20 protein-coding genes, 2 pseudogenes and 2 riboswitches are annotated in these 20,711 nt (G+C 66.3%); of the genes and pseudogenes, 12 read left to right on the forward strand and 10 right to left on the reverse strand.

All coding sequences use genetic code 11. The features are described from left to right. Positions 1–168: 168 nt before the first annotated feature. The gene (locus tag V0R62_RS21200) at positions 169–1,848 is read left to right on the forward strand and encodes an MFS transporter (protein ID WP_330105093.1); all 1,680 of its coding nucleotides are present in this window, start codon (positions 169–171) and stop codon (positions 1,846–1,848) included. Positions 1,849–1,908: 60 nt separating this feature from the next. Here the strand turns inward: V0R62_RS21200 and V0R62_RS21205 are convergent, their stop codons facing one another. Next, positions 1,909–2,478 (reverse strand): hypothetical protein, encoded by a 570-nt coding sequence (locus V0R62_RS21205; protein WP_330105094.1) that lies wholly within the window; start codon positions 2,476–2,478, stop codon positions 1,909–1,911. Between the two features lie 147 nt (positions 2,479–2,625). Between V0R62_RS21205 and V0R62_RS21210 the strand changes: the two genes are divergently transcribed. From V0R62_RS21210 to V0R62_RS21240, 7 genes are read left to right on the forward strand one after another with little or no spacing between them, the layout of a single operon-like run. Next, positions 2,626–3,303, forward strand: coding sequence for a thermostable hemolysin (locus V0R62_RS21210; protein WP_330105095.1), 678 nt, complete (start codon positions 2,626–2,628; stop codon positions 3,301–3,303). Further along, the gene (locus tag V0R62_RS21215; protein ID WP_330105096.1) at positions 3,293–4,759 is read left to right on the forward strand and encodes an AMP-binding protein; all 1,467 of its coding nucleotides are present in this window, start codon (positions 3,293–3,295) and stop codon (positions 4,757–4,759) included. The genes V0R62_RS21210 and V0R62_RS21215 overlap by 11 nt, the downstream gene beginning before the upstream one ends. 8 nt (positions 4,760–4,767) lie before the next feature. Then, positions 4,768–5,448 (forward strand): TenA family transcriptional regulator, encoded by a 681-nt coding sequence (locus V0R62_RS21220; protein WP_330105097.1) that lies wholly within the window; start codon positions 4,768–4,770, stop codon positions 5,446–5,448. Next, positions 5,435–6,241 (forward strand): SDR family oxidoreductase, encoded by an 807-nt coding sequence (locus tag V0R62_RS21225; RefSeq protein WP_330105098.1) that lies wholly within the window; start codon positions 5,435–5,437, stop codon positions 6,239–6,241. Before V0R62_RS21220 ends, V0R62_RS21225 begins: the two co-directional genes overlap by 14 nt. Further along, positions 6,238–6,879, forward strand: a complete 642-nt coding sequence (locus tag V0R62_RS21230) for a tetratricopeptide repeat protein (RefSeq protein WP_330105099.1) — start codon at positions 6,238–6,240, stop codon at positions 6,877–6,879. Before V0R62_RS21225 ends, V0R62_RS21230 begins: the two co-directional genes overlap by 4 nt. Positions 6,880–6,881: 2 nt before the next feature. After that, positions 6,882–7,544, forward strand: coding sequence for a response regulator transcription factor (locus V0R62_RS21235; protein ID WP_330105100.1), 663 nt, complete (start codon positions 6,882–6,884; stop codon positions 7,542–7,544). Continuing rightward, positions 7,541–8,914: a sensor histidine kinase gene (locus V0R62_RS21240; protein ID WP_330105101.1), complete on the forward strand. Its 1,374-nt coding sequence runs from the start codon at positions 7,541–7,543 to the stop codon at positions 8,912–8,914. Before V0R62_RS21235 ends, V0R62_RS21240 begins: the two co-directional genes overlap by 4 nt. Here the strand turns inward: V0R62_RS21240 and V0R62_RS21245 are convergent, their stop codons facing one another. Then, the gene (locus V0R62_RS21245; protein ID WP_186715034.1) at positions 8,915–9,301 is read right to left on the reverse strand and encodes a VOC family protein; all 387 of its coding nucleotides are present in this window, start codon (positions 9,299–9,301) and stop codon (positions 8,915–8,917) included. Between the two features lie 120 nt (positions 9,302–9,421). Next, positions 9,422–10,141: an IclR family transcriptional regulator gene (locus V0R62_RS21250; RefSeq protein WP_330105102.1), complete on the reverse strand. Its 720-nt coding sequence runs from the start codon at positions 10,139–10,141 to the stop codon at positions 9,422–9,424. A gap of 171 nt (positions 10,142–10,312) precedes the next feature. Here V0R62_RS21250 and V0R62_RS21255 point away from each other — a divergent pair, with 171 nt between their 5' ends. The 3 genes and pseudogenes from V0R62_RS21255 to V0R62_RS26950 form a co-directional block, all read left to right on the forward strand. After that, positions 10,313–11,065, forward strand: coding sequence for an SDR family NAD(P)-dependent oxidoreductase (locus tag V0R62_RS21255; RefSeq protein WP_330105103.1), 753 nt, complete (start codon positions 10,313–10,315; stop codon positions 11,063–11,065). 214 nt (positions 11,066–11,279) lie between these two features. Beyond that, positions 11,280–11,996: pseudogene (locus V0R62_RS26945) on the forward strand (PAS domain-containing protein); the annotation flags it as partial. A gap of 114 nt (positions 11,997–12,110) precedes the next feature. After that, a pseudogene (locus V0R62_RS26950) lies at positions 12,111–12,533 on the forward strand (methyl-accepting chemotaxis protein); the annotation flags it as partial. On the opposite strand, the gene V0R62_RS21265 reads toward V0R62_RS26950, so the two are convergent. From V0R62_RS21265 to V0R62_RS21295, 7 genes are all read right to left on the reverse strand, one after another. Further along, the gene (locus V0R62_RS21265) at positions 12,508–15,789 is read right to left on the reverse strand and encodes a transporter substrate-binding domain-containing protein (RefSeq protein WP_330105105.1); all 3,282 of its coding nucleotides are present in this window, start codon (positions 15,787–15,789) and stop codon (positions 12,508–12,510) included. The pseudogene V0R62_RS26950 and the gene V0R62_RS21265 overlap by 26 nt on opposite strands. 3 nt (positions 15,790–15,792) lie before the next feature. After that, positions 15,793–16,407, reverse strand: coding sequence for a response regulator transcription factor (locus V0R62_RS21270; RefSeq protein ID WP_028690792.1), 615 nt, complete (start codon positions 16,405–16,407; stop codon positions 15,793–15,795). Positions 16,408–16,580: 173 nt separating this feature from the next. Next, the gene (locus V0R62_RS21275) at positions 16,581–16,823 is read right to left on the reverse strand and encodes a DUF1272 domain-containing protein (RefSeq protein WP_330105106.1); all 243 of its coding nucleotides are present in this window, start codon (positions 16,821–16,823) and stop codon (positions 16,581–16,583) included. A gap of 64 nt (positions 16,824–16,887) precedes the next feature. Further along, complete coding sequence (cobM, locus tag V0R62_RS21280) at positions 16,888–17,640, reverse strand: precorrin-4 C(11)-methyltransferase (RefSeq protein ID WP_330105107.1); 753 nt, start codon at positions 17,638–17,640, stop codon at positions 16,888–16,890. A 28-nt stretch (positions 17,641–17,668) separates the two neighbouring features. Continuing rightward, entirely contained in the window at positions 17,669–18,070 is a 402-nt protein-coding gene (locus V0R62_RS21285; RefSeq protein ID WP_330105108.1) for a cobalamin biosynthesis protein, read from the reverse strand. Further along, on the reverse strand, positions 18,070–18,762 hold the full coding sequence (locus tag V0R62_RS21290) for a CbtA family protein (RefSeq protein ID WP_330105109.1): 693 nt from the start codon (positions 18,760–18,762) through the stop codon (positions 18,070–18,072). Before V0R62_RS21290 ends, V0R62_RS21285 begins: the two co-directional genes overlap by 1 nt. A gap of 10 nt (positions 18,763–18,772) precedes the next feature. Then, positions 18,773–18,958, reverse strand: coding sequence for a CbtB domain-containing protein (locus V0R62_RS21295; protein WP_028690797.1), 186 nt, complete (start codon positions 18,956–18,958; stop codon positions 18,773–18,775). A gap of 101 nt (positions 18,959–19,059) precedes the next feature. Further along, a riboswitch (cobalamin riboswitch) is annotated at positions 19,060–19,281 on the reverse strand. Between the two features lie 61 nt (positions 19,282–19,342). Beyond that, positions 19,343–19,542: riboswitch (cobalamin riboswitch) on the forward strand. A 100-nt stretch (positions 19,543–19,642) separates the two neighbouring features. Here V0R62_RS21295 and cobW point away from each other — a divergent pair. After that, a complete protein-coding gene (gene cobW, locus V0R62_RS21300; RefSeq protein ID WP_330105110.1) occupies positions 19,643–20,710 on the forward strand; it encodes a cobalamin biosynthesis protein CobW in 1,068 nt (355 codons plus the stop codon). Position 20,711: the final 1 nt, after the last annotated feature.

A 20,711-nucleotide genomic window follows, 5' to 3' on the forward strand; every position in this document is an offset into this window, starting at 1 on the left:
ATGCGAGTGGATATCGTTCAAAGGCCGATTATGCTTGAAGTGACTTGCCGCGATCCGGGGCCGATGCCTCGTCGTGCTTCGCGCAGCCTGCAATGCCCTTGGGCCTGGGTGCGTGCTTTGGGATCTGATGGAGCACTCCGGTCTACCACAACCAGACGGAGGCGACCCATGGCGGTCCTTGACAGCGCATCCACGGGCAGTAGCGCGCCCCAACGTGGCATCACCCGGGAGGAGCGCAAAGTCATCTTTGCCTCTTCGCTGGGCACCGTGTTCGAATGGTACGACTTCTACCTCTACGGATCACTGGCGGCGATCATCGCCAAGCACTTCTTCGCCGGGGTCAATGAAACCACTTCATTCATCTTCGCCTTGCTCGCCTTTGCCGCCGGCTTTGCCGTGCGGCCGTTCGGCGCCATTGTGTTCGGTCGCCTGGGCGACATGATCGGGCGCAAGTACACCTTCCTCATCACCATCGTGATCATGGGTATATCCACGGCGGTGGTGGGGCTGCTGCCCAGCTACGCGACCATCGGCGTGGCCGCGCCAGTGATCCTCATCACCCTGCGCCTGTTGCAGGGTCTGGCGTTGGGCGGCGAGTACGGTGGCGCCGCCACCTATGTGGCGGAACATGCGCCCAAGGGCAAGCGCGGCTTCTTCACCGCGTGGATCCAGACCACCGCGACCCTCGGCCTGTTCCTGTCGCTGCTGGTGATCCTGGCCTGCCGCACCGCCTTGGGCACCGAGGCGTTCGAGGCCTGGGGCTGGCGCATCCCGTTCCTGCTGTCGATCCTGTTGCTGGCGATTTCGGTGTACATCCGCCTGCAGCTCAACGAGTCGCCGGTGTTCATGAAGATGAAGGCCGAAGGCAAGGCGTCTAAGGCGCCGCTGACCGAGTCGTTCGCCCGCTGGGACAACCTCAAGGTGGTGATCATGGCGTTGCTCGGCGGCACCGCCGGGCAGGCGGTAGTGTGGTACACCGGGCAGTTCTACGCGCTGTTCTTCCTCCTGCAGACGCTGAAGATCGACCCGCAGACCGCCAACCTGCTGATCGCCGGCTCGCTGCTGATCGGCACGCCGTTCTTCATCTTCTTCGGCAGCCTGTCCGACCGCATCGGGCGCAAGAAGATCATCATGGCCGGCTGCATCATCGCCGCGCTGACCTACTTCCCGATCTTCAAGGCGCTGACCGAGTACGGCAACCCGGACGTGTTCGTCGCCCAGGAGCAGAACCCGGTGGTGGTGGTCGCCGACCCCGGGCAGTGCGCGTTCCAGTTCGATCCGGTTGGCAAGGCCCGGTTCACCAGTTCCTGCGACATCGCCAAGAGCCTGCTGGCCAAGCGGGCGATTCCCTACGAGAACGAGAAGGCCGAGCCCGGCAGCGTGGCGCAGATCCGCATCGGTGAGCGGGTGATCCCGAGCTTCGAGGGCAGCAGCCTGGCTGCGGCGGACCTGAAGACCCAGGGCGACGCCTTCACCGCCACCCTGACGGCGGCCCTGAAGGAAGCTGGCTACCCCGAGAAGGCCGACCCGGCGAAGATCCATTACCCGATGGTGTTGCTGCTGCTGAGCATCCTGGTGATCTACGTGACCATGGTCTACGGGCCGATCGCCGCCTGGCTGGTGGAGCTGTTCCCGGCGCGGATCCGCTACACCTCCATGTCGCTGCCGTACCACATCGGCAACGGCTGGTTCGGCGGCTTCCTGCCGACGGTGGCCTTCGCCATGGTCGCTGCGACCGGGGATATCTACTACGGGTTGTGGTACCCGATCGTGATCGCGGTGATGACTGCGGTGCTGGGGATCTTCTTCCTGCCGGAGACCAAGGATCGCGACATCCACCACACCTGACCGCCCGCAAGCCCGCTCCACACGCTCGTGGGAGCGGGCTTGCCCCGCGATGACGGTCGGTCAGTCGAAGTATCCACGCAAGGTAAATCGGTACCCGACATCCACCGCCGAGGTCTGCGGTTTGGCATACGCCTTCTTGAGCACGAACTCGAAGGCCGGCTCGTACAACCCGTCGCGCACCACGGCGCCCGCCAGAACCTCCACCGCGTACCAGCCGTTGTCCAGCTCGATGATCGGCCGCCCCGGCTCCTGGTAGCGCGCCAGCAGGTCGCCCAGGGCCTTGTTGGTGAAGTGCTGCAGGACGCGCCAGGTGAACAGCATCAGCGCACGATTCTCGACCCGCAGCACATACCCTGCACGACGATGCTTGAGACGGCTGCCGGGCTCCAGCAGTGCCGGCGTGCGCTCGTCGAGGGTAAACAGGATGCGGTAGGGCAGGTTGTCGATTCCGGCAAGGGGCAGGATCACCCCTTGCGCCACCGCCAGGTCACCGCTGTCGCCACGGGTGAAGGCGCGGGCGAGGTCGTCGGGCAGGTCGTGGTCTTCCTTGAATTGTTCGAGCAGTTGAACATCGCCAAGCAGGAAATAGTCGATCAGATCGTTGAGCACTTCACTGAATTCGTAGCGCATGGGTTGTCCTTGTTCTGGCTGCGCCGGGGGAAGTCAGCAATGTAGCAGTCCTGGCAAGGCCCGCCATCACCTATTGAAGGGGGCACTTCAGGCTGCCTTCAGATTTGCCCCCGATACTGCCTGCACTGCAACCTGCGGGGGCCTGTCATGAACGAGCCAACCTGGAACAACCTGTTTCCCTTACCCATTGGCACCCATGCGCATCACCAGGCGCAGCTCACGCTGCACGACCCGGAAACATCCGGTCGCGCTGCGATAGAGCAGTTCATCCACGCACGATTCGCCTGTGTCCACCATGCCGATGTCCATCATTACCTGCCGCAGCTGCTGGGCCTGCATGACCGCCATGGTCGGCTGATAGCCGCCGCCGGCCTGCGCCTGGCCGTCGCTGCGCCGCTGTTTCTGGAACGCTACCTCGATATGCCGCTGGAGCACGCCGTGGCGGCCGTGGCAGGAAGCCCGGTGCCCCGCGAGCAACTGGTGGAGGTGGGCAACCTGGCCGCACTCAGTGCCGGCAGTGCGCGGATCATGATCATCGCCGTGACCTGGTTGCTGGCAGCCCGAGGCCTGCGCTGGGTGGCCTTTACCGGTGCGGCGACGTTGCTCAACAGTTTTCGCCGGCTGGGCCTGGAGCCTACGGTGGTTGCCCAGGCCGACCCTCGGCGCATCGACGAGGACTCAGGCAATTGGGGCTGCTACTACGCACATCACCCACAGGTGTTCGTCGGCAGCATCGATCAGGGCCATGCGGCATTGGACCATGCCGGCGTGTTCGAGCGGCTGGGCCTGCCGACGATCCGCCAGGAGGCCGGTCATGCCGCATGACATCCAGCGCTTTTTCGAAACGCTGCAGGTCCATGCCCGTTACCGCGGTGCCCAGCCAGCGGTACAGGGCGCTGGCGAAAGTTTCACCTATGAGCAACTGTTGTGCGAGGTTCGCCAGCGAGCAGCCTGGCTGCGCGAACAACCGCCCGGTACCTTCGCCCTGGCCCTGGAAAACGGCCCGCAAGCCCTGCTGTGGGATCTGGCGGCACTGATGGCCGAGCGTCCGTGCCTGCTGCTTCCGGGCTTCTTCAGTGCGGCCCAGCGACGCCATTGCCTGGTGCAAGGTGGCGTGACACGGGTGCTGGCAGATGCCGGCCTGGCGGCGGAACTGAGCGACTGCGGATTCATCCGCAGCACGCGATTCTGGAGTCGGGACAGCGTCGCGTCGCCACCACTGCCGCAGGGCACCGCCAAGATCACCTACACCTCCGGCAGTACCGGGGCGCCCAAGGGCGTGTGCCTGGGCGCGGCGGCCCTGGTCAGGGTGGCCCACGAACTGGAGTTCGCCAGCCGCGCGGCGGCGCCGGGCAAATACCTGGCGGTGTTGCCGCTGGCGGTGCTGCTGGAGAACCTGGGGGTGTACGCGGCACTTCTGGCAGGCGCCAGCGTCATGCTCTACCCGCAGTCACAGCTGGGCATCGGCGGCGCCAGCCAGGTGGATTTCAGCCGCCTGCTCGGGGCCATTGCCCTGAGCGGCGCCGAGAGCCTGATCCTGGTTCCGCAGCTGCTGCTGGGGTTGGTCACGGCTATCGAACGGGGGGCGATGCGGGTCGACCCGCTGCGCTTTGTTGCCGTGGGTGGCGCCCGGGTGGCAGACAGCCTGCTGTCGCGCGCCGCGGCGGTGGGGTTGCCGGTGTACGAGGGGTACGGGTTGTCCGAGTGCGCATCGGTGGTGTGCCTGAACCGGCCCGGGGCGCTGCGCCCGGGTAGCGTCGGGCGGCCGCTGCCCCATGTGCGGGTGCGCATCGCCGAGGATGGCGAGGTGCTGGTGGCGGGTACGACGCTGCTCGGCTATCTCGGCGAGCCAGCGTTCGATGGCCAGTGGTGGCCGACCGGCGACCTCGGCCAACTGGACCGCGACGGCTACCTGCACCTGGCCGGGCGCAAGAAGAACCAGTTCATCACCAGCTTCGGCCGCAACGTCAACCCGGAATGGGTCGAGGCCGAACTGACCCAGTGTGGACTGATCGGCCAGGCCTTCGTGCACGGCGAGGGCCTGCCGGGCAACCTGGCCTTGCTCTGGCCCCTGGACCCGCAGGCCAGTGATGGGCAGATCGCAACGGCGGTCCGCCAGTGCAACGACGGCCTGCCGGATTACGCCCGGGTTCATGCCTGGCGGCGCCTGCCCGAACCTTTCAGCGTCGAGGCGGGCACCCTGACCGCCAATGGCCGTCCTCGTCGCGACGTGATCCTGCGGCATTACCAATCCCTGTTGTCCGACCTTCAGCATCCGTGAGGTACGCCATGTCCTTTTTCGAAATCCTGCAAGCGCAGACTGCGAGGGAGCGTGAAGCCTTGTTCAGTGTCCCGGTGATCCGCGATGCCCTGGGTGGGGTGGTCAGCCTGGAGGGCTACGTGGCTTTCCTGACCCAGGCCTACCACCATGTCCGCCATACCGTGCCGCTGATGATGGCTTGCGGCGCGCGGTTACCGTCGCGTCTGGAGTGGCTGCGCGGCGCGGTGTGCGAGTACATCGAGGAGGAGTACGGCCACGAACGCTGGATCCTCGACGACATCGCCGCCTGCGGCGCCGACCCGGCCAAGGCCCGTGACAGTCGGCCGGCACAACCGATCGAACTGATGGTGGCCTTCCTCTACGACCTGATTGCCCGCGGCAACCCGGTGGGGCTGTTCGGCATGGTCAATGTGCTCGAAGGCACCAGCATCGCCCTGGCCACCCAGGCCGCCGGCAGGATTCAAGGCAGCCTGGGGCTGCCGGACAAGGCGTTCAGCTACCTCAGCTCCCATGGCGCCCTCGACCAGGACCACATGCTGACCTATCGCGGCCTGATGGACCGCCTGGAAGACAGCGACGACCAGCAGGCGGTGATCCACGCCGCCAAGATGGTGTACCGCCTGTACACCGACATGTTCCTGGGCCTGCCGCGGGCCGGCCAGAGCGAGGTGCGGCATGCGCTTGCCTGAATGCGTGGTGGTGCTGACCGGGGCCAGTGGTGGCATCGGCCTGGAACTGGCCGAACAGTTGTGCGCCGCCGGCGCGCGGGTGCTGGCGGTAAGCCGGCACATGGGCAGGCTGGCGCAGTTGATGAACCGCTACCCACAACAGTTGCGCTGGCAGGCGGCCGACCTGCGCGGCGCCGAGGGGCGCCAGGCGGTACTGAGTGCTGCCCGGGCCATGGACGGGGTCAATGTGCTGATCAATGCCGCCGGGATCAATCGCTTCGCCTTGCTCGACCAGCTCGACGAGACCGCCCTCGACGAACTGCTGGACATCAACCTCAAGGCCGCGGTGCAGCTTACCCGTGGCTGCCTGCCGTTGCTGCGCCTGGAGCCTCGGGCGCTGGTGGTCAACGTCGGCTCCACCTACGGCTCGATCGGCTACCCCGGCTATGCCGTCTACTGTGCCAGCAAGTTCGCCCTGCGCGGCTTCTCCGAGGCCCTGCGCCGCGAATTGGCCGACACCTCGGTGAACGTGCTGTACGCCGCGCCACGGGCAACGCGCACGGCGATGAACAGCAGTGCCGCGACAGCGCTCAACCAGGCGTTGAAGGTCGGCGTGGATCAGCCGGGGGATGTGGCCCGGGCCGTGCTTGCCGCGGTCCAGGCAGACCGCAGCGAGTTGTACCTGGGCTGGCCGGAAAAACTCTTCGTGCGTTTGAACGGCATGCTGCCCGGGCTGGTTGATCGTGCCCTGCGCAAACAACTGCCGCTGATTCGACGCTACAGCGCCCACTCGGGCAAGGAGTCAGGCAAATGAAACGTCTGTTACTGGCCAGTGTGCTGGCCTTCTCGCCCGTTGTCTGGGCTCTGGACCAGGCCGGCAGCCAGCGTTTGAACGAGGTGCAGCAGCGCTGGGCGCAGATCCAGTACCAACTGCCCGAGGCGCAGCGCAGCAAAGCCTTCGAAGCCCTTGCCGCGGACGCGGCGGCGTTCGTTCGGCAGTACCCGGGCTCGGCGGAGCCGTTGATCTGGGAAGGTATCGTCGACAGCAGCTGGGCCGGTGCCACGGGCGGGCTCGGCGCGCTGGGCAAGGTCAAGGCCGCCCGCGCCAGCCTGGAGAAGGCCTTGGCGATGGACCCCAAGGCCCTGCAAGGCTCGGCCTATACCAGCCTTGGCGCGTTGTACGACCGGGTGCCGGGCTGGCCTCTGGGGTTCGGCGACAAGGACAAGGCCGAGGCCATGCTGCGCCAGGCATTGGCAATCAACCCCGACGGCATCGACAGCAACTACTTCTGGGCCGACCACCTGTACCGGCAGAACCGCTACGCCGAGGCCAGCGCCGCCCTGGACAAGGCACTGCGCGCCGCGCCACGTCCGGGGCGCGAACTGGCCGACCAGGGCCGGCGCGGGGAAATCGATGCTTTACTCAAGGCCATCAGGGACAAACAGGACTGAGCATGCGCCTGCTGCTGGTTGAAGACGACCCCGCCCTGGGCGAGGGGATCTGCGATGGCTTGCGCCTGGAGGGCTATACCCTCGACTGGCTGCAGGATGGCCAGAGCGCACTGCACGCCCTGGGCGTCGAGACGTTCGACCTGCTGGTCCTGGACCTGGGCCTGCCGCGACTGGACGGGCTCGAACTGCTGCGACGCCTGCGCGCGACGGAAAACCCTGTGCCGGTGCTGATCCTCACGGCCCGCGACGCGCTCGAGGACCGTATTGCCGGGCTCGATGCCGGCGCCGACGACTACCTGGTCAAACCCTTCGATCTCAACGAACTCAAGGCCCGCCTGCGCGCCTTGCTGCGGCGCAGCGCAGGCCGCGCCAGGGTGCTGATCGAACATGCCGGGGTCAGCCTCGACCCGGCCACCCAGCAAGTGCGTTACAAGGGCCAGCCGGTGGTGCTCACGCCCAAGGAATACCTGCTGCTGCACGAGTTGCTCGCGCAACCGGGCAAGGTCTTTACCCGCGAGCGCCTGACCCGGTTGCTCTATGGCTGGGATGAAGAGCCCGAGAGCAATACCCTGGAGGTCAACATCTACCAGTTGCGCAAGAAACTGTTCAACGGCCTGATCCGTACCGTGCGTGGCATCGGCTACCTGGTGGAGGGGCGCGCATGAGTTCGCTGCGCCAGCGAACCCTGTGGCGGGTCATGCTGTTGCTGCTGGTCGGCAGTGGTCTGCTGGCGCTGTATAACTATCACGACAGCCGTCATGAGATCACCGAAGTCTACGACGCCCACCTGGCGCAGAACGCACGCCTGCTGCAAGGGGTCATGAGCCTGCCGGTGCAGGAGCAGAACCGCCAGGCGCTGTACCAGGCGTTCGATGAAGCCTTGAGCAAGGCGGGGCGCCACCGGGTCGGCCACCCGTATGAAAGCAAGCTGGCCTTCCAGGTGTGGGACGATCGCGCCAACCTGTTGGTGCGCACCCCCAGTGCGCCTGCATTCACCACGCCACCGAGCACGCCGGGGTTTGCAGACATGCAGGTGCAGGGCCAGCGCTGGCGCGGCTTCGTGCTGCCGGTGCCGGAGAAGCGCTGGCTGATCTGGGTAGGGGAGCGTAACGACGTGCGCTACGACCTCATCGACCGCATCGTGCGGCATACCCTGATGCCGTTCCTGCTCGGCAGCCTGGCTCTGGCCTTGCTGGTCTGGGCCGCGATCGGCTGGGGGCTGCAGCCGCTGCAGAACATGGCGCGGGTGATCCGCGGGCGACATGCCGAGTCCCTGGAGCCCCTGCAACTGGTGCCGTTGCCCAAGGAACTGGAGCCCATGCAGGCGGCGATCAACCGACTGCTGGCGCAGATCGACGAGCTGTTGCGCCGCGAGCACCGGTTCATTGCCGATGCCGCCCACGAAATGCGCACGCCACTGGCAATCCTGCGCCTGCACGCGCAGAACGCCCAGGCCGCCACCAGCGCGGTCGAGCGCGACAAGGCCCTGGGATTTCTGATCGGCGGAGTAGATCGCCTGACCCGGGTGGTCAACCAGCTGCTGACCCTGGCGCGGCTCGAACCCCGTCTGGCACAGCGCGACTGGGCCGAGGTCGACCTGGCCGCGCTGGTCGCCGAGACCTTGGCGGAACTGACACCCTGGATGCTCGAACGCGGCCAGGAGCCTTCATTGGACATTGCTGAGGGTGCCGATTATCGGCTGTACAGCGATGCCGGCGCGCTGGGCATCGCCTTGCAGAACCTGGTGACCAATGCGGTGGACCATTCGCCGCCGGGCGGGCGGGTGCATGTCACGCTGCATCGTGAGGACCAGGCGTTGATCCTGGCGATCGAGGACGAAGGGCCGGGTATCGAGGCGGCGGATCTTGAGCGCGTGTTCGAACGTTTCTACAGCAAGGATGCGCCTAATGGTGCCGGCCTGGGCTTGTCGATCGTGCGAACCATTGTCCAGCGTCTGGACGGTAGCGTGCAGTTGCGCAACGGTTCGCCGCGGGGCCTGTGCGCCACCTTGCGTTTGCCGGTGGCGCAGGGCTGATCAATGCCGTTGGGCGATCTGGATCAGGTTGCCGCAGGTATCGTCGAACACGGCCACGGTGACAGGGCCCATGGCCGTGGGCGGCTGGGTGAACTGCACGCCGGCCTTGCACAGCCGTTCATACTCGGCCTGGATATCGCGCACGCCGAACGAAGTGGCGGGAATGCCGTCCTGCTTGAGCGCGGCCTTGTAGGTCTTGGCTGCGGGGTGGGCGTCGGGTTCGAGCAGCAGCTCGACGCCGTTGGGATCGTTGGGGGAGGTGAGGGTGAGCCAGCGGTGCTTGCCCATGGGGATGTCGTGCTTGGGTTCGAAACCCAGGACATGGTGGTAGAAGGCATGGGCCCTGGCCTGATCGTCGACGAGGATGCTGGTGACCACGATCTTCATGTGTATCCCTCTGGAGGGGCAGCATCGTGCTGCGGGTACCTGGAGATTATAGAAGGGCCGCCTGCGCCGGGTGGATTGGCTCGCAGACTTTGAATGGAGGTCGCTGCGCCTTGTCGCGCGTCAGCACTTCACCAGGTCGAACAGCGAGCGCATCGCCCGGTTCGCCATGCGCCGCATAACCGGCGCCTGCAGGCGTTGTGCCGGCCCGCCGGCACCGAGTGCGGCGACCACCTGGCCGCGCAGGCGCAGGGGCAGGGCGAAGCAGTGCAGGTCTTCACGCGAGGCGGCCAGGTCGAGGGCAAACCCCTGGCTGGCGACCTGGTGCAGCTCCTGCTCGAGCGTTTGCGGGACCGGTTGGGTACGCAGCAGTTGCCTGGCCAGCTGAGGGTCATGGGCCAGCAGCACCTTGCCGATCGCCGAAGTGGCCAGGCCGTCGCGACGAGTGTCCGTGGGCAGTTGCAAAGCCTGGCCCCGGCCATCCAGTGCCGCCAGCGTGAGGTAGGCACGTGTGCCGCCAGGCACCGCCAGGAAGCAGTGCTCCCCACACAGGTCGGCAAAGGCGCGCAGCGCCGGGGTGAAGGCCTGGCGCAGGCGCTGCTCGGTCTCGCTCAGTGGCTGTGCCAGCTGGCGCAGGCGCAGACCGAGGGCGTAGTGACGCTGCTCGCGGGTGACGTAGCCCAGCGACATCAAGGTATCCAGCAATCCATGGACCGTGCTCTTGCCCAGGCCACTGCGTTCGGCGAGGTCGTTCAGGCGCGCCCGGCCGCCTTCGGCGCGGATGAGTTCGAGCAGGTGCATGGCCCGCTCCAGGGACTGGATCTGGCGACTGTTGGCGGACATAAAGCGATCCCGGCATTCGATGGCTGCCCATTGTGCCTGCAATCGCAAGGTGGCGCAGGCGCTCGAGTTCGACAATGTCGAACCTTGAGGCTTTTCTGCGCCCGCTTCCACTGTTGACGGGGGGCTGCCCCTACACTCGCCGGCACTTCAACCAGCCAGAGGAATCAGTACATGGATCTGCAACTGCAAGGTGCCCGGGTCGTGGTCAGCGGCGGCACACGGGGTATCGGCCGGGCCATCGTCGAGTGCTTTCTCGCCGAAGGCGCCCAGGTGGCGTTCTGTGCACGGGACGAGGCCGGGGTGCGCCAGGCCGAGGCCGAGCTTGGCGACCTGGCCTGCGGCAGGGCGGTGGACATCACCGATGCCGCGCAGGTCGACGGGTGGATCGCCGCTGCCGCCGAGCGCATGGGCGGCATCGATATCGTCGTGCCCAACGTCAGCGCCCTGGCCCACGGCAGCGAGGCCAGGATATGGCGCCAGGCCTTCGAAACCGACCTGTTGGGCACGGTTGGCATGGTGACGGCGGCGCTGCCGTGGCTCAAGGCCTCGGGGCAGGCGGCCGTGGTGTTGATCTCCAGTGTGTCCGGACGTGAACTGAGTAGTTTCGACGAGCCGTACGGGGTGCTCAAGGCCGCGCTGAATCATTACGGCAAGACCCTTTCGGCGCGCCATGCCGGCGAGGGTATCCGGGTCAATTGCGTATCGCCCGGCAACGTGTATTTCGCCGATGGCGTCTGGGGGCGGATCGAACGCGAGCAGCCTGAGGCGTTTGCCCGCAGCCTGGCGGCCAATCCTCTCGGACGCATGGCACGGCCGGACGAGGTCGCCCGGGCCACGGTGTTCCTGGCCAGTCCGGCGGCGAGCTTCATCAGTGGCACCAACCTGCTGGTCGATGGCGGGCTGACCCGTGGCGTGCAGTTCTGACGCCGGTCCAGGTATGGATTGGCGGGAGCTGAGGCCATGAGCAGACAGACGGTACAAATGCCTAATCCAAAAGTGATATCAGATCGCTTGCATGGCTCTAACGCCGATCTATGCTCAGGGCATCCCGTGGATAGAGGAGCCCCGGCCCATGTTCGAATACCATCGCAAGTCCGATCTGGTCGAAATCCAGCGCGCCCGGCAGGCCCTGGCGGGCATGGAGGCGAAGCTGGCGGCGATCAGCCGTTCCATGGCGATGATCGAGTTCGCGCCGGATGGCACGATCCTCGATGCGAACGAGCACTTCTGCAAGACCATGGGCTACAGCGCCGACGAGATCTGCGGCAAGCACCACCGGATCTTCTGCGACCCGACTTACGCCAAGAGCGCCGAGTACCAGCAGCTCTGGCGCGAACTGGGCGAGGGCAAGGCCATCAGCGGCACCTTCGAACGCCTGGACAAGGCCGGTCGCGAGGTGTGGCTGGAGGCCAGCTACATGCCGGTGGTCGACGAGCGCCAGCAGGTCACCAGCGTGATCAAGGTGGCCTCCGACATCACCCGCCATGTGATCGAGGAGCATGAGAGCGAAAGCCTGCTCAAGGCCATCGGCCGTTCCATGGCGGTGATCGAGTTCACCCCAGCCGGGCGGGTGATCAAGGCCAACCAGAACTTCCTCGACACCATGGGCTATCGCCTGGAGGAAGTGGTCGGGCGCCACCATGGGCTGTTCTGCCTGCCCCACGAGCGTGAGTCGGCCCAGTACCGTGATTTCTGGGCCTCGCTCAATCGCGGCGAGTACCATTCGCACCGCTTCGAACGCGTCAACAAACAAGGCCAGACCGTGTACCTGGAGGCGTCCTACAACCCGATCTTCGACAACAAGGGCCGGTTGTACAAGGTGGTGAAATTCGCCAGTGACATCACCCGTCAGATCAGCACCCAGCAGACCGCCGCCGATGCCGCCCACGCCAGTTCGATGCAGACCGACGCCTGCGCGCGCAAGGGCACCCAGGTGGTACAGCAGGCAGTGGAGGTGATCGAGCAGATTTCCTCCGAGCTGAACGACGCCGCCCGTACCATCGACGCCGTGAGCAAGCAGTCCGAGGTCATCGGGCAGATTGTCCTGACCATTCGCGGCATCGCCGACCAGACCAATCTGCTGGCGCTCAATGCCGCCATCGAGGCGGCCCGGGCCGGCGAGCATGGGCGCGGGTTCGCCGTGGTCGCCGACGAGGTGCGCAACCTGGCGGCGCGCACCAGCAAGGCGACCCTGGAGATCGTCGAGGTGGTGCGGCAGAACCATGACCTGTCGCTGACCGCGGTGGCCAGCATGCAGTCAAGCCTGACCCGCACGGGGTTGGGCGTGGAGCTGGCCAACGAGGCCGGCACGGTGATCATGGAGATCCAGCAGGGATCGCGGCACGTGGTGGACGCCATCAGCCAGATCAGTTCGACCCTTCAATTGCACTGAGGCTCTGGCGCAGCTCCTGTTCCAGGCCATGCAGGCTCGCCCGCAGCCGGGCGAGCATCTGGTCCACCGGCAGGCCCTGTGCGATGGCCTGTTCCAGGGCCTCGCAGTCCTGCCTGACACCCTTGACCTTGAGCATTTTCGCGCCGCCCTTGACCCGGTGGACCACCGGGGCCAGGGCTTCGGGCGCGGGATCGGCGCCGAGGGTATGCAAGGCCTGCAAATCCTCCGCGCTGCTTTTTGCCAGTTGTTCCAGCAGGCGCCGGATCAACTGGTGGTCGTCCTGGGTGAGGTGGCGCAGTTCGGCCAGGTCGAAACCGCTGGGCCGAGTCGCCTCGATGACCTGGCCGCGAACGGGGGCGGCGACCAGGGGCAGGCATGCTCTGAGTGCCTGCAGGCCGATCGGTTTGAACAGGCATTCGTCCATGCCGCTGTCCAGGCAGCGTTGCCGCTCCTCGGCCTGGGCGTTGGCGGTGACGCCGATGATGCGACAGCCCGGCAATCCAACCTCGCGCTCCTGGGCGCGAATGCTGCGGGCCAGGGCATGGCCGTCCATCACAGGCATGCTGCAATCGGTGATCACCACGTCGAAATGGCCGGCCTGCCAGAGTGCCAGCGCCGCCTTGCCCTGATCGGCAAGGGTCACCTGATGGCCCAGCGAACGCAGTTGTTTGTCGAGCAGCAGCAGGTTGGCCGGGTAATCGTCGACCACCAGGACCTGCAGGGGACCACTGCCGGCCTCGATCAAGGCGGTGCTGAGCGGCGTGCTGACGGCGGGCTCGGCACCGGGCAGGGTGAGATGAACATCGACCTGGGTCCCCAGGCCCTCGATGCTGTGCAAGGCCAGCTCGCCCCCCATGAGCTCGCACAGCTCACGGCTGATCACCAGCCCCAGGCCCGCGCCCTGGCGTGCCTGGCGGCCATCGACCTGGGAGAAGGTGGTGAACAGCCGTGTCTGGTCCTCGGGGCTGATACCCACGCCGCTGTCCTTGATCTGCAGCGTGACCCGGTGCAGGCCGCCGTCGAGGGGGGCCACCGCCAATGACACGTCGACCTGGCCCTGATTGGTGAACTTGATCGCGTTGCTCAGCAGGTTCGACAACACCTGTTTGAGACGCAGCGGGTCAGCCAGTACCCAGGTGGCCGCGTCAGGCAGCACCGCACGCAGGACAAGCCCCTTGAGGCGGGCGTTGCCTTCGAAGACCCGCAGGGTCGCGCGCACCAGATCGACCAGATCGGTGGCCACCGGTTGCAAAGTCATGTGGCCGGACTCGATGCGTGAGATGTCGAGTACATCGCCGATCAGGTCGAGCAAACCGAGCGCCGAGTCGTGGGCTGCCTCCAGCGCCTGGGTGTCGCTGTGGCCATGGCGGCTGTCCTCCTGGGCCATTTCGAGCAGGCCGATGACGGCGTTCATCGGTGTGCGGATCTCATGGCTCATGACCGCGAGAAAAGTGCTTTTGGCCCGGCTGGCCTGTTCGGCATCGTCCTTGGCCTGGCGCAATTGCTCGAGCAGTCCGCGGCTGAGCGCCAGCTGCTCCTGCAGGGCGCGCTGGGCTTCGCTGCGCTGCTGGATCAGTTTGCGCAGGTAGCTGTTCCAGAACACCACGCCGGCCAGCAGTAGGGTGGCCAGCACCAGAACCTGCAGCGCCAGTGTGCGGTAGTTGCGCCAGGGGCTGTCGCTGACCACGGTGTTGGTGCGCCAGCGGTTGACCAGTTGCTCCAGCTCGTCGGGCGGTATGCTCAGCAAGGCCTTGTCGAGGATTGCCTGCAGTTGCGGCTGCGCGGGGCTCACGGCGAAGGTCGCCAGGGCCGGCTCATCGCCCAGCAGGCCAGCGATCCTGAGGCGACCGTTGAAGACCTGATTGATGAAATAGGCGGCATTGACCTGGGAGCTGAGGGCGACGTCGGCATCGCCGTTGGCGACCGCCTCCATGAGCTGCAAGGGGTTCTCCACCTCCAGGGTACGCAGGCCGACGACCTGGCGCTCCAGGTCTTCGAGCAGTGGCGAGCCGCGCAGCAGTGCCACGCGCTGCCCCTGCAACGGCTTTTCAGCGTCCAGGGGCGCCGCATTCTGACGGGTGACCAGCACCCGCGGGCTGATCATGTAGGGGCGCGTGTAGCGCAGGCGTTGAGCGCGGTGCACGCCGTAACCGATGGCACCGATCATGTCCACCTTGCCCTGGGCGACTTGCTCGACCATCTGTTCGAACGACTCGGACTCGACGATCTGGAAATGCAGGCCGGTGCGTAAACCGATGCGCTCCAGCAAGTCCACGGCGATACCCCGGGGTTGCTGTTGGGCATCGGTGAAGCTCAGGGGGGCGAGAGTGGTGTTGATCATCACCTTGACCTGCCGGTGCCGGGCGATCCACTCGCGCTCCTCGTGGGTCAGGGCGTCGAGGCGGCGGTCGAGCAGGAAGCTGGTGCTGCCGCCCGTCCAGCGCCGCAGGATGTTCAGTCGCTCGCTGTCGGCGATGCGTCCCAGGGCGAGGTCGACCAGTTGCAGCAAGCGCTGATTGTCGCGGGCCAGGGCAAACGCGAACGTGCTAGCCGGCATCCTGACGAAATGATCGACCTTGACCCGTTCCTGGAAACCCTTGGCGATCACGTAGTCGGCGCTGATGGCGTCACCCAGGTAGGCATCGGCCTGGCCCAGGGCCACGGCGGCGACGCCGGCGAGGGTGGAACGGTAGAGACTCAGTTGCGCCTGGGGGTAGAGCTGCTGCACCGCGCGAGTGGGCAGGTAATGGTCGACCATGGCCAGGCGCAGGCCCTTGAGGTTGTCCTCTTCGCGCAGGCCGCGGTTCTGCCGCGATACGATCACCGGCAGGTCGTCGGCATAGGGCAGGCTCAGTGTCAGGTCGGCATCATTGGCCTCGAAGGCATTGGAGCTGCCCAGCAGGTCGATCTCACCGGCACGCAATGCGTCGAGTGCCTGGGCGCGGCTGGCGTAGCGCCGCACTTCGATCGGCACGCCCAGCTGTTCGGCGATCAGGCCTGCGTAGTCGGCGCTCAGGCCCTCGTAGTCGGCCTGGCTGATATTGATGTCGAAGGGTGGGTAGTCCGGGCGTGAGCTGCCCAGCACCAGGCGCTTGCGTTCGTTCAGCCATTGCCGGTCGGTGCTGGCAACCGCCAATGGCGGTGCCGCGCTCAGGGCGCGGGCCAGCAGGTGGCGGGGCTCGCTGCTCACTTCACCCAGCGCGGACGGCGACAGCATCGTGACCAGCAGCAGGCACAGCGGTGCACCCCTGTTCATGGTTCAGGCCACGTTGTTGCGTTTGGCCAGGTCGACCATTTCCACCAGCGACTCGACCTTGAGCTTCTCCATGATCCGGCCACGGTAGGTGCTGATGGTCTTGGCGCTGAGGTTCATCTGCTCGCCGATCAGCTTGTTGCTCTGGCCGGCGCTGAGCCGGCGCAGCACCTCCATCTCCCGGTTGGAGAGCAGTGCCAGGCGCTCGGTCTCACTTTCCAGGGTGTTGCTGTTGACCGCCATCTGCGGAAAGGTCGAGTAGCCCTTGACCAGCGCCTTGAGGGCGAAGACCAGGGCGTCGAGGTCCTCGTCTTTATTGACGAAGGCCGAGATGCCGGCGTCCATGCAGCGGCGTACGTAGAGGTCGGCGGGCTGGCCGGTCAGGGCCATGATCCGCGGTGGCGGGTCGATCAGCTTGAGGCGCTTGATCACCTCCATGCCATCAAGGTCCGGCAGGCCGATATCAAGGATGACCACGTCCGCCTTGGTCTGCTCGGCCAGGCGGGCAGCTTCCTTGCCTTTACCGGTTTCCCCTACGACGGTGAAGCGTTCGCGTTCGAGCAGCATGCGTACGGCGAGTCGAACAATGTGGTGGTCATCGACCAACAGCACGGATGTCATTCAGGTAACTCCTGTCAAAGTGCAGCCCGCTTCCCGCCTTCTTTTACAGGCGCTGGGCAGCGGACTTGCTGGGCAGCGCGCACCTTACGGATATTCAGGAGCCTTGGTAATAGGCGAGTATAGGTGTGTTGAAAAACCTTCACCAACCTGTAGAAAAGTCCTACAAGCGAGGTTCAGGCGCAGGCCGCGTGCGGCTTGTGCACACGCTGTGTCGAGGCGGGATTGTTGTCCAGCACCTTGCCGGCGCGGGTGGGGCGGGCCACCAGCTGGCCGCCACAGTTCGGGCAGCGGTTGTGGAAGTGCCGGTCGTTGCAGGCACGGCAGAAGGTGCATTCGAACGAGCAGATCAGCGCATCCGGGCTTTCGGCCGGCAGGTCGGTGTCGCAGCATTCGCAGTTGGGGCGCAGTTCGAGCATGGGCTTGGTTTCCGTCCAGTTGGAAAACCCAGTGTGCTACGCCGCGCCCCGGTCGGCAATCACTTCACGAGCCGGGTCGGTAGAGGTGGGCGTGACCGGCTCGATACAGGGCCGAGTCGGCGAACGGCGCGTCGCCCAGCACATGGCCGACCAGGATCAGCGCGGTGCGACGGAAATCCTTGGCGGCAACGCGCTCGCAAATATCGGCCAAGGTGCCCTTGACCCAGTCCTGGTCCGGCCAGGTGGCGCGATGGACCACGGCGATCGGGCAGTCGGCACCATAGTGTGGCCGCAGTTGCTCGACGATGCGGGCCAGGTGGCGCACGCCCAGGTGGATGGCCAGGGTGCTGCCGTGGCGGGCCAGGTCGGCCAGTTGCTCACCGGCCGGCATCGGCGAACTGTCGGCAAAGCGGGTGAGGATCACGGTCTGCGCGACATCGGGCAAGGTCAGCTCGCAGCCGAGCAGCGCGGCACTGGCGGCGGTGGCGGTGACGCCAGGGACGATCTGGTAGTCGATGCCCAGTTCACGCAGGTGGCGGATCTGCTCGCCGATGGCGCCGTACAGGCTGGGGTCGCCACTGTGCACGCGGGCCACGTCCTCGCCATTGGCGTGGGCCTGGCGCATTGCTTCGACGATCTGTTCCAGGTGCAGTTCGGCGCTGTTGATCACCGTGTGCGCCTGGTGACCTTCCAACACGGCGGCGGGGACCAGAGAGCCCGCATAGATGATCACCGGGCATTGGCGGATCAGGCGCTGGCCCTTGACCGTGATCAGCTCGGGATCGCCGGGGCCGGCGCCGATGAAATAGACCGTCATGGGGATTCCTTGTAGAGAGAGTGGCGGATTATCCGCCGATGGCCAGGGCCAGGGTAGCGCTGCCGAGGACCTGTCTTGGCACGTGCAGACGGCCGTTGTCGCCGGCCAGGGCCAGGGCGGTGCTTTCGGCGACGCCCCAGCAGCCGGTCTGGGCGTACACCGTGGCCGAGCGATGGCTGAGCAGTGGCTCGAAGACCATCAGGTGCGAGGCATCGAAGCAGATGTAAGGCAGCCCCAGGCGCTCGGCCAATGCCAGCAGGCCGGGTTCGCGAGCCTTGGGCTCGATGCTGGCGATGGCGCGCAGGGCTGAGAGGGGCAGGGCATGGCGATTGAGCGTCTGGCGCAGCAGCACCGCGAGCGTCTCGACCGGGCAGCCACGGCGACAGCCAAAGCCGGCGTACAACGCCGGCTGGACAGGCAGATCGCGCATCAGGCCTGGCTGGCGCGACGGTACAGCCAGGCGCTGAGCAGGCCCAGTGCCAGCCAGAACGCGGCGTTGGTCAGCCACGAGGCGATCTTGAACTGGGTCTCGAGGGCCTCCGGCGCCAGGCTTTCATGCACAGCCGGCTGTGGCGCGCCGATCAGGTGCGGGATCACCAGCAGGGCGACACCCAGCGCCTTGAGCAGCCAGTGCCGGGCGAACACCAACAATGCCAGGCCGGCGGCTGTGGCCGCTGCGGTGCCGATCCACCAGGTCTGGCGCTGGCCGAGGTCGGCGGCGGCGGTGCCGGGCAGTTCCGGTGGCAGGCCCAGGGTCGGCGCCAGGCAGAACACGGCAAAGCCGGCCAGGCCCCACAGCGCGCCGGTGGCCACGCGGTTCGGTTCGCGCAGGCTGTAGAGGGCGACCAGGATCAGGGCGAAACCGACGGCGACCACCAGGTTGCCGCCGGTGGTGGACAGCACGCGCTGCCAGCCATCTTCCGGCGCCCAGGCCTCGGCGCTGTGTTCATGTTTGTGGGGGGCGGCGGCGCCGTGCTCATGGTGTTCGGCGACCGGGGCGGCGGATTCGTAGGTTTCCGCCTGGAGAATCAGTGGGGCGACCCAGAAACTTTGCAGCAGGGTCAGCAACAGGGCCGCGAGCAGGCCGCTGAAACCCGCGGTACGGGCGATGCGCGTAATCATGCGGGTTTACTCAGTGGCAAGGGAAGGCGGCGCTGTGGCGGGTGTCGTGGGCGGCGTTGTGCACCGCCTCGATGTGCGAGAAACCGGCGAAGTACACCAGGCACAGGCCCAGCAGGCTGGCGCCGACCGCGACGATCAGTCGCTGGCTGAGGCTGACGGGGGTGGCGATACTGTGTTTGGCGCTGGTGATGGGCATGACGCGTTCCTCTGCTGCTTTTGTTGTGGCAACGGGCATGCGCGACGACCCTGGGCACGGCCGGCCCAGGTGATACGACGACGCCCGCCCACCGCGGGTGTACTGTGAGCACGTGTCAGGCCGGTCTCCGGGCTCGCGAGGTGGAGCAAGGCTCCTTCTATGGCGTCACCTTCCCATGCCTTAAGGCTGGCACAGTGGTCTGGACGCTTCTCTCGCTTACCGTTGCGGGGGCAGCACCGGCCTTGTCGGTTCCTGTAAAGGACGCGCGACGCACCGGTTTCCCGTTTCACCCCCGTCGGGGGCACCTGAACGCAATGCGCTAGCAAATCACGGGGCCGGGCCCGCGTCAATCGCCGCAGCGGTTGACCGCCAGGCAGGCACTGCGTAGCCTTGCCGCTGCGAGGTTCTCGGGCGTTGGCCCGAGCTAAGACGGGAACGCGGTACAAGCCGCGGCTGCCCCCGCAACTGTAAGCACTGAAGGGTTAGGCACAGCCACTGCGCAGGCGCGCGGGAAGGCGCCGGCCCACCGGCCAGCGAGCCGCAGCGGTGCGAGCCAGGAGACCTGCCTCGTGACGTTTTCGACTTTCAACCGGGCGGGGTGATCCGGTGGCGAACGCGCCAGGCCGGCATGGCCATGGCTGTCGTCCTGCATGCCCGCGCCATTGCTGCCAAGGGCATCGCGACATGAAAACACTGGCCAAGCTTCCCGTCACCATCGTCACCGGCTTCCTCGGCTCGGGCAAGACCACCTTGCTGCGCCATATGCTCGACAACGCCCAGGGCCGCCGCATCGCGGTGATCGTCAACGAGTTCGGCGAGCTGGGCATCGACGGCGAGATCCTCAAGCAGTGCAGCATCGGCTGCACCGAGGAAGAGGCCAACGGCCGTGTCTACGAGCTGGCCAACGGCTGCCTGTGCTGCACCGTGCAGGAAGAGTTCTTCCCGGTGATGCGCGAACTGGTGGCCCGTCGCGGCGACCTCGATCACATTCTTATCGAAACCAGTGGCCTGGCCTTGCCCAAACCGCTGGTGCAGGCCTTCCAGTGGCCGGAAATCCGCAACGCCTGCACAGTCGACGCGGTGATCACCGTGGTCGACAGCCCGGCCGTGGCCGCCGGCACCTTCGCCGCCTACCCGGAGCAGGTCGATGCCCAGCGCAAGCTCGACCCCAACCTCGACCACGAGTCGCCGCTGCACGAACTGTTCGCCGACCAGCTGGCCAGCGCCGACCTGGTGGTGCTGAACAAGGCTGACCTGATCGACGCCGAGGGCCTGGCCAAGGTTCGCGCCGAGGTGGCCGAGGAGCTGCCGCCGGCGGTCAAGGTGATCGAGGCCAGCAGCGGCCGCCTGCCGCTGGAAGTGTTGCTGGGCGTGGGCGCCGAGTCCGAGGCGCATATTGATGGTCGTCGTACCCATCACGACTCGCATCACGACGGCGATGACCATGACGACCATGACCACGACGCCTTCGACTCGATCTCCATCGATCTGCCTGAAGCCGACGAAAGCTTGCTGCTCGATGCCCTGACCCAGCTGGTCACCGAGTTCGGCATCCTGCGCGCCAAGGGCTTCGCCGCCATCCCCGGCAAGCCGATGCGCCTGCTGATCCAGGGCGTGGGCACTCGCTTCGACAAGCATTTCGACCGCGCCTGGCGCAGCGATGAACCACGGATCACCCGCCTGGTGCTGATCGGCCAGGAGCTGGACGCCGCACAGCTGGAAGCGCGCCTGCGCCAGGCCCTGGGCGCCTGAT

Source organism: Pseudomonas carassii (assembly GCF_036324045.1).
Lineage (GTDB): Bacteria > Pseudomonadota > Gammaproteobacteria > Pseudomonadales > Pseudomonadaceae > Aquipseudomonas > Aquipseudomonas peradeniyensis.

Excerpts from the sequence above, each read along its gene's own strand:
- V0R62_RS21200 (WP_330105093.1), top strand. The coding sequence starts at position 169 with ATGGCGGTCCTTGACAGCGCATCCACGGGCAGTAGCGCGCCCCAACGT.
- V0R62_RS21205 (WP_330105094.1), bottom strand. The coding sequence starts at position 2,478 with ATGCGCTACGAATTCAGTGAAGTGCTCAACGATCTGATCGACTATTTC.
- V0R62_RS21210 (WP_330105095.1), top strand. The coding sequence starts at position 2,626 with ATGAACGAGCCAACCTGGAACAACCTGTTTCCCTTACCCATTGGCACC.
- V0R62_RS21215 (WP_330105096.1), top strand. The coding sequence starts at position 3,293 with ATGCCGCATGACATCCAGCGCTTTTTCGAAACGCTGCAGGTCCATGCC.
- V0R62_RS21220 (WP_330105097.1), top strand. The coding sequence starts at position 4,768 with ATGTCCTTTTTCGAAATCCTGCAAGCGCAGACTGCGAGGGAGCGTGAA.
- V0R62_RS21225 (WP_330105098.1), top strand. The coding sequence starts at position 5,435 with ATGCGCTTGCCTGAATGCGTGGTGGTGCTGACCGGGGCCAGTGGTGGC.
- V0R62_RS21230 (WP_330105099.1), top strand. The coding sequence starts at position 6,238 with ATGAAACGTCTGTTACTGGCCAGTGTGCTGGCCTTCTCGCCCGTTGTC.
- V0R62_RS21235 (WP_330105100.1), top strand. The coding sequence starts at position 6,882 with ATGCGCCTGCTGCTGGTTGAAGACGACCCCGCCCTGGGCGAGGGGATC.
- V0R62_RS21240 (WP_330105101.1), top strand. The coding sequence starts at position 7,541 with ATGAGTTCGCTGCGCCAGCGAACCCTGTGGCGGGTCATGCTGTTGCTG.
- V0R62_RS21245 (WP_186715034.1), bottom strand. The coding sequence starts at position 9,301 with ATGAAGATCGTGGTCACCAGCATCCTCGTCGACGATCAGGCCAGGGCC.
- V0R62_RS21250 (WP_330105102.1), bottom strand. The coding sequence starts at position 10,141 with ATGTCCGCCAACAGTCGCCAGATCCAGTCCCTGGAGCGGGCCATGCAC.
- V0R62_RS21255 (WP_330105103.1), top strand. The coding sequence starts at position 10,313 with ATGGATCTGCAACTGCAAGGTGCCCGGGTCGTGGTCAGCGGCGGCACA.
- V0R62_RS21265 (WP_330105105.1), bottom strand. The coding sequence starts at position 15,789 with ATGAACAGGGGTGCACCGCTGTGCCTGCTGCTGGTCACGATGCTGTCG.
- V0R62_RS21270 (WP_028690792.1), bottom strand. The coding sequence starts at position 16,407 with ATGACATCCGTGCTGTTGGTCGATGACCACCACATTGTTCGACTCGCC.
- V0R62_RS21275 (WP_330105106.1), bottom strand. The coding sequence starts at position 16,823 with ATGCTCGAACTGCGCCCCAACTGCGAATGCTGCGACACCGACCTGCCG.
- cobM (WP_330105107.1), bottom strand. The coding sequence starts at position 17,640 with ATGACGGTCTATTTCATCGGCGCCGGCCCCGGCGATCCCGAGCTGATC.
- V0R62_RS21285 (WP_330105108.1), bottom strand. The coding sequence starts at position 18,070 with ATGCGCGATCTGCCTGTCCAGCCGGCGTTGTACGCCGGCTTTGGCTGT.
- V0R62_RS21290 (WP_330105109.1), bottom strand. The coding sequence starts at position 18,762 with ATGATTACGCGCATCGCCCGTACCGCGGGTTTCAGCGGCCTGCTCGCG.
- V0R62_RS21295 (WP_028690797.1), bottom strand. The coding sequence starts at position 18,958 with ATGCCCATCACCAGCGCCAAACACAGTATCGCCACCCCCGTCAGCCTC.
- cobW (WP_330105110.1), top strand. The coding sequence starts at position 19,643 with ATGAAAACACTGGCCAAGCTTCCCGTCACCATCGTCACCGGCTTCCTC.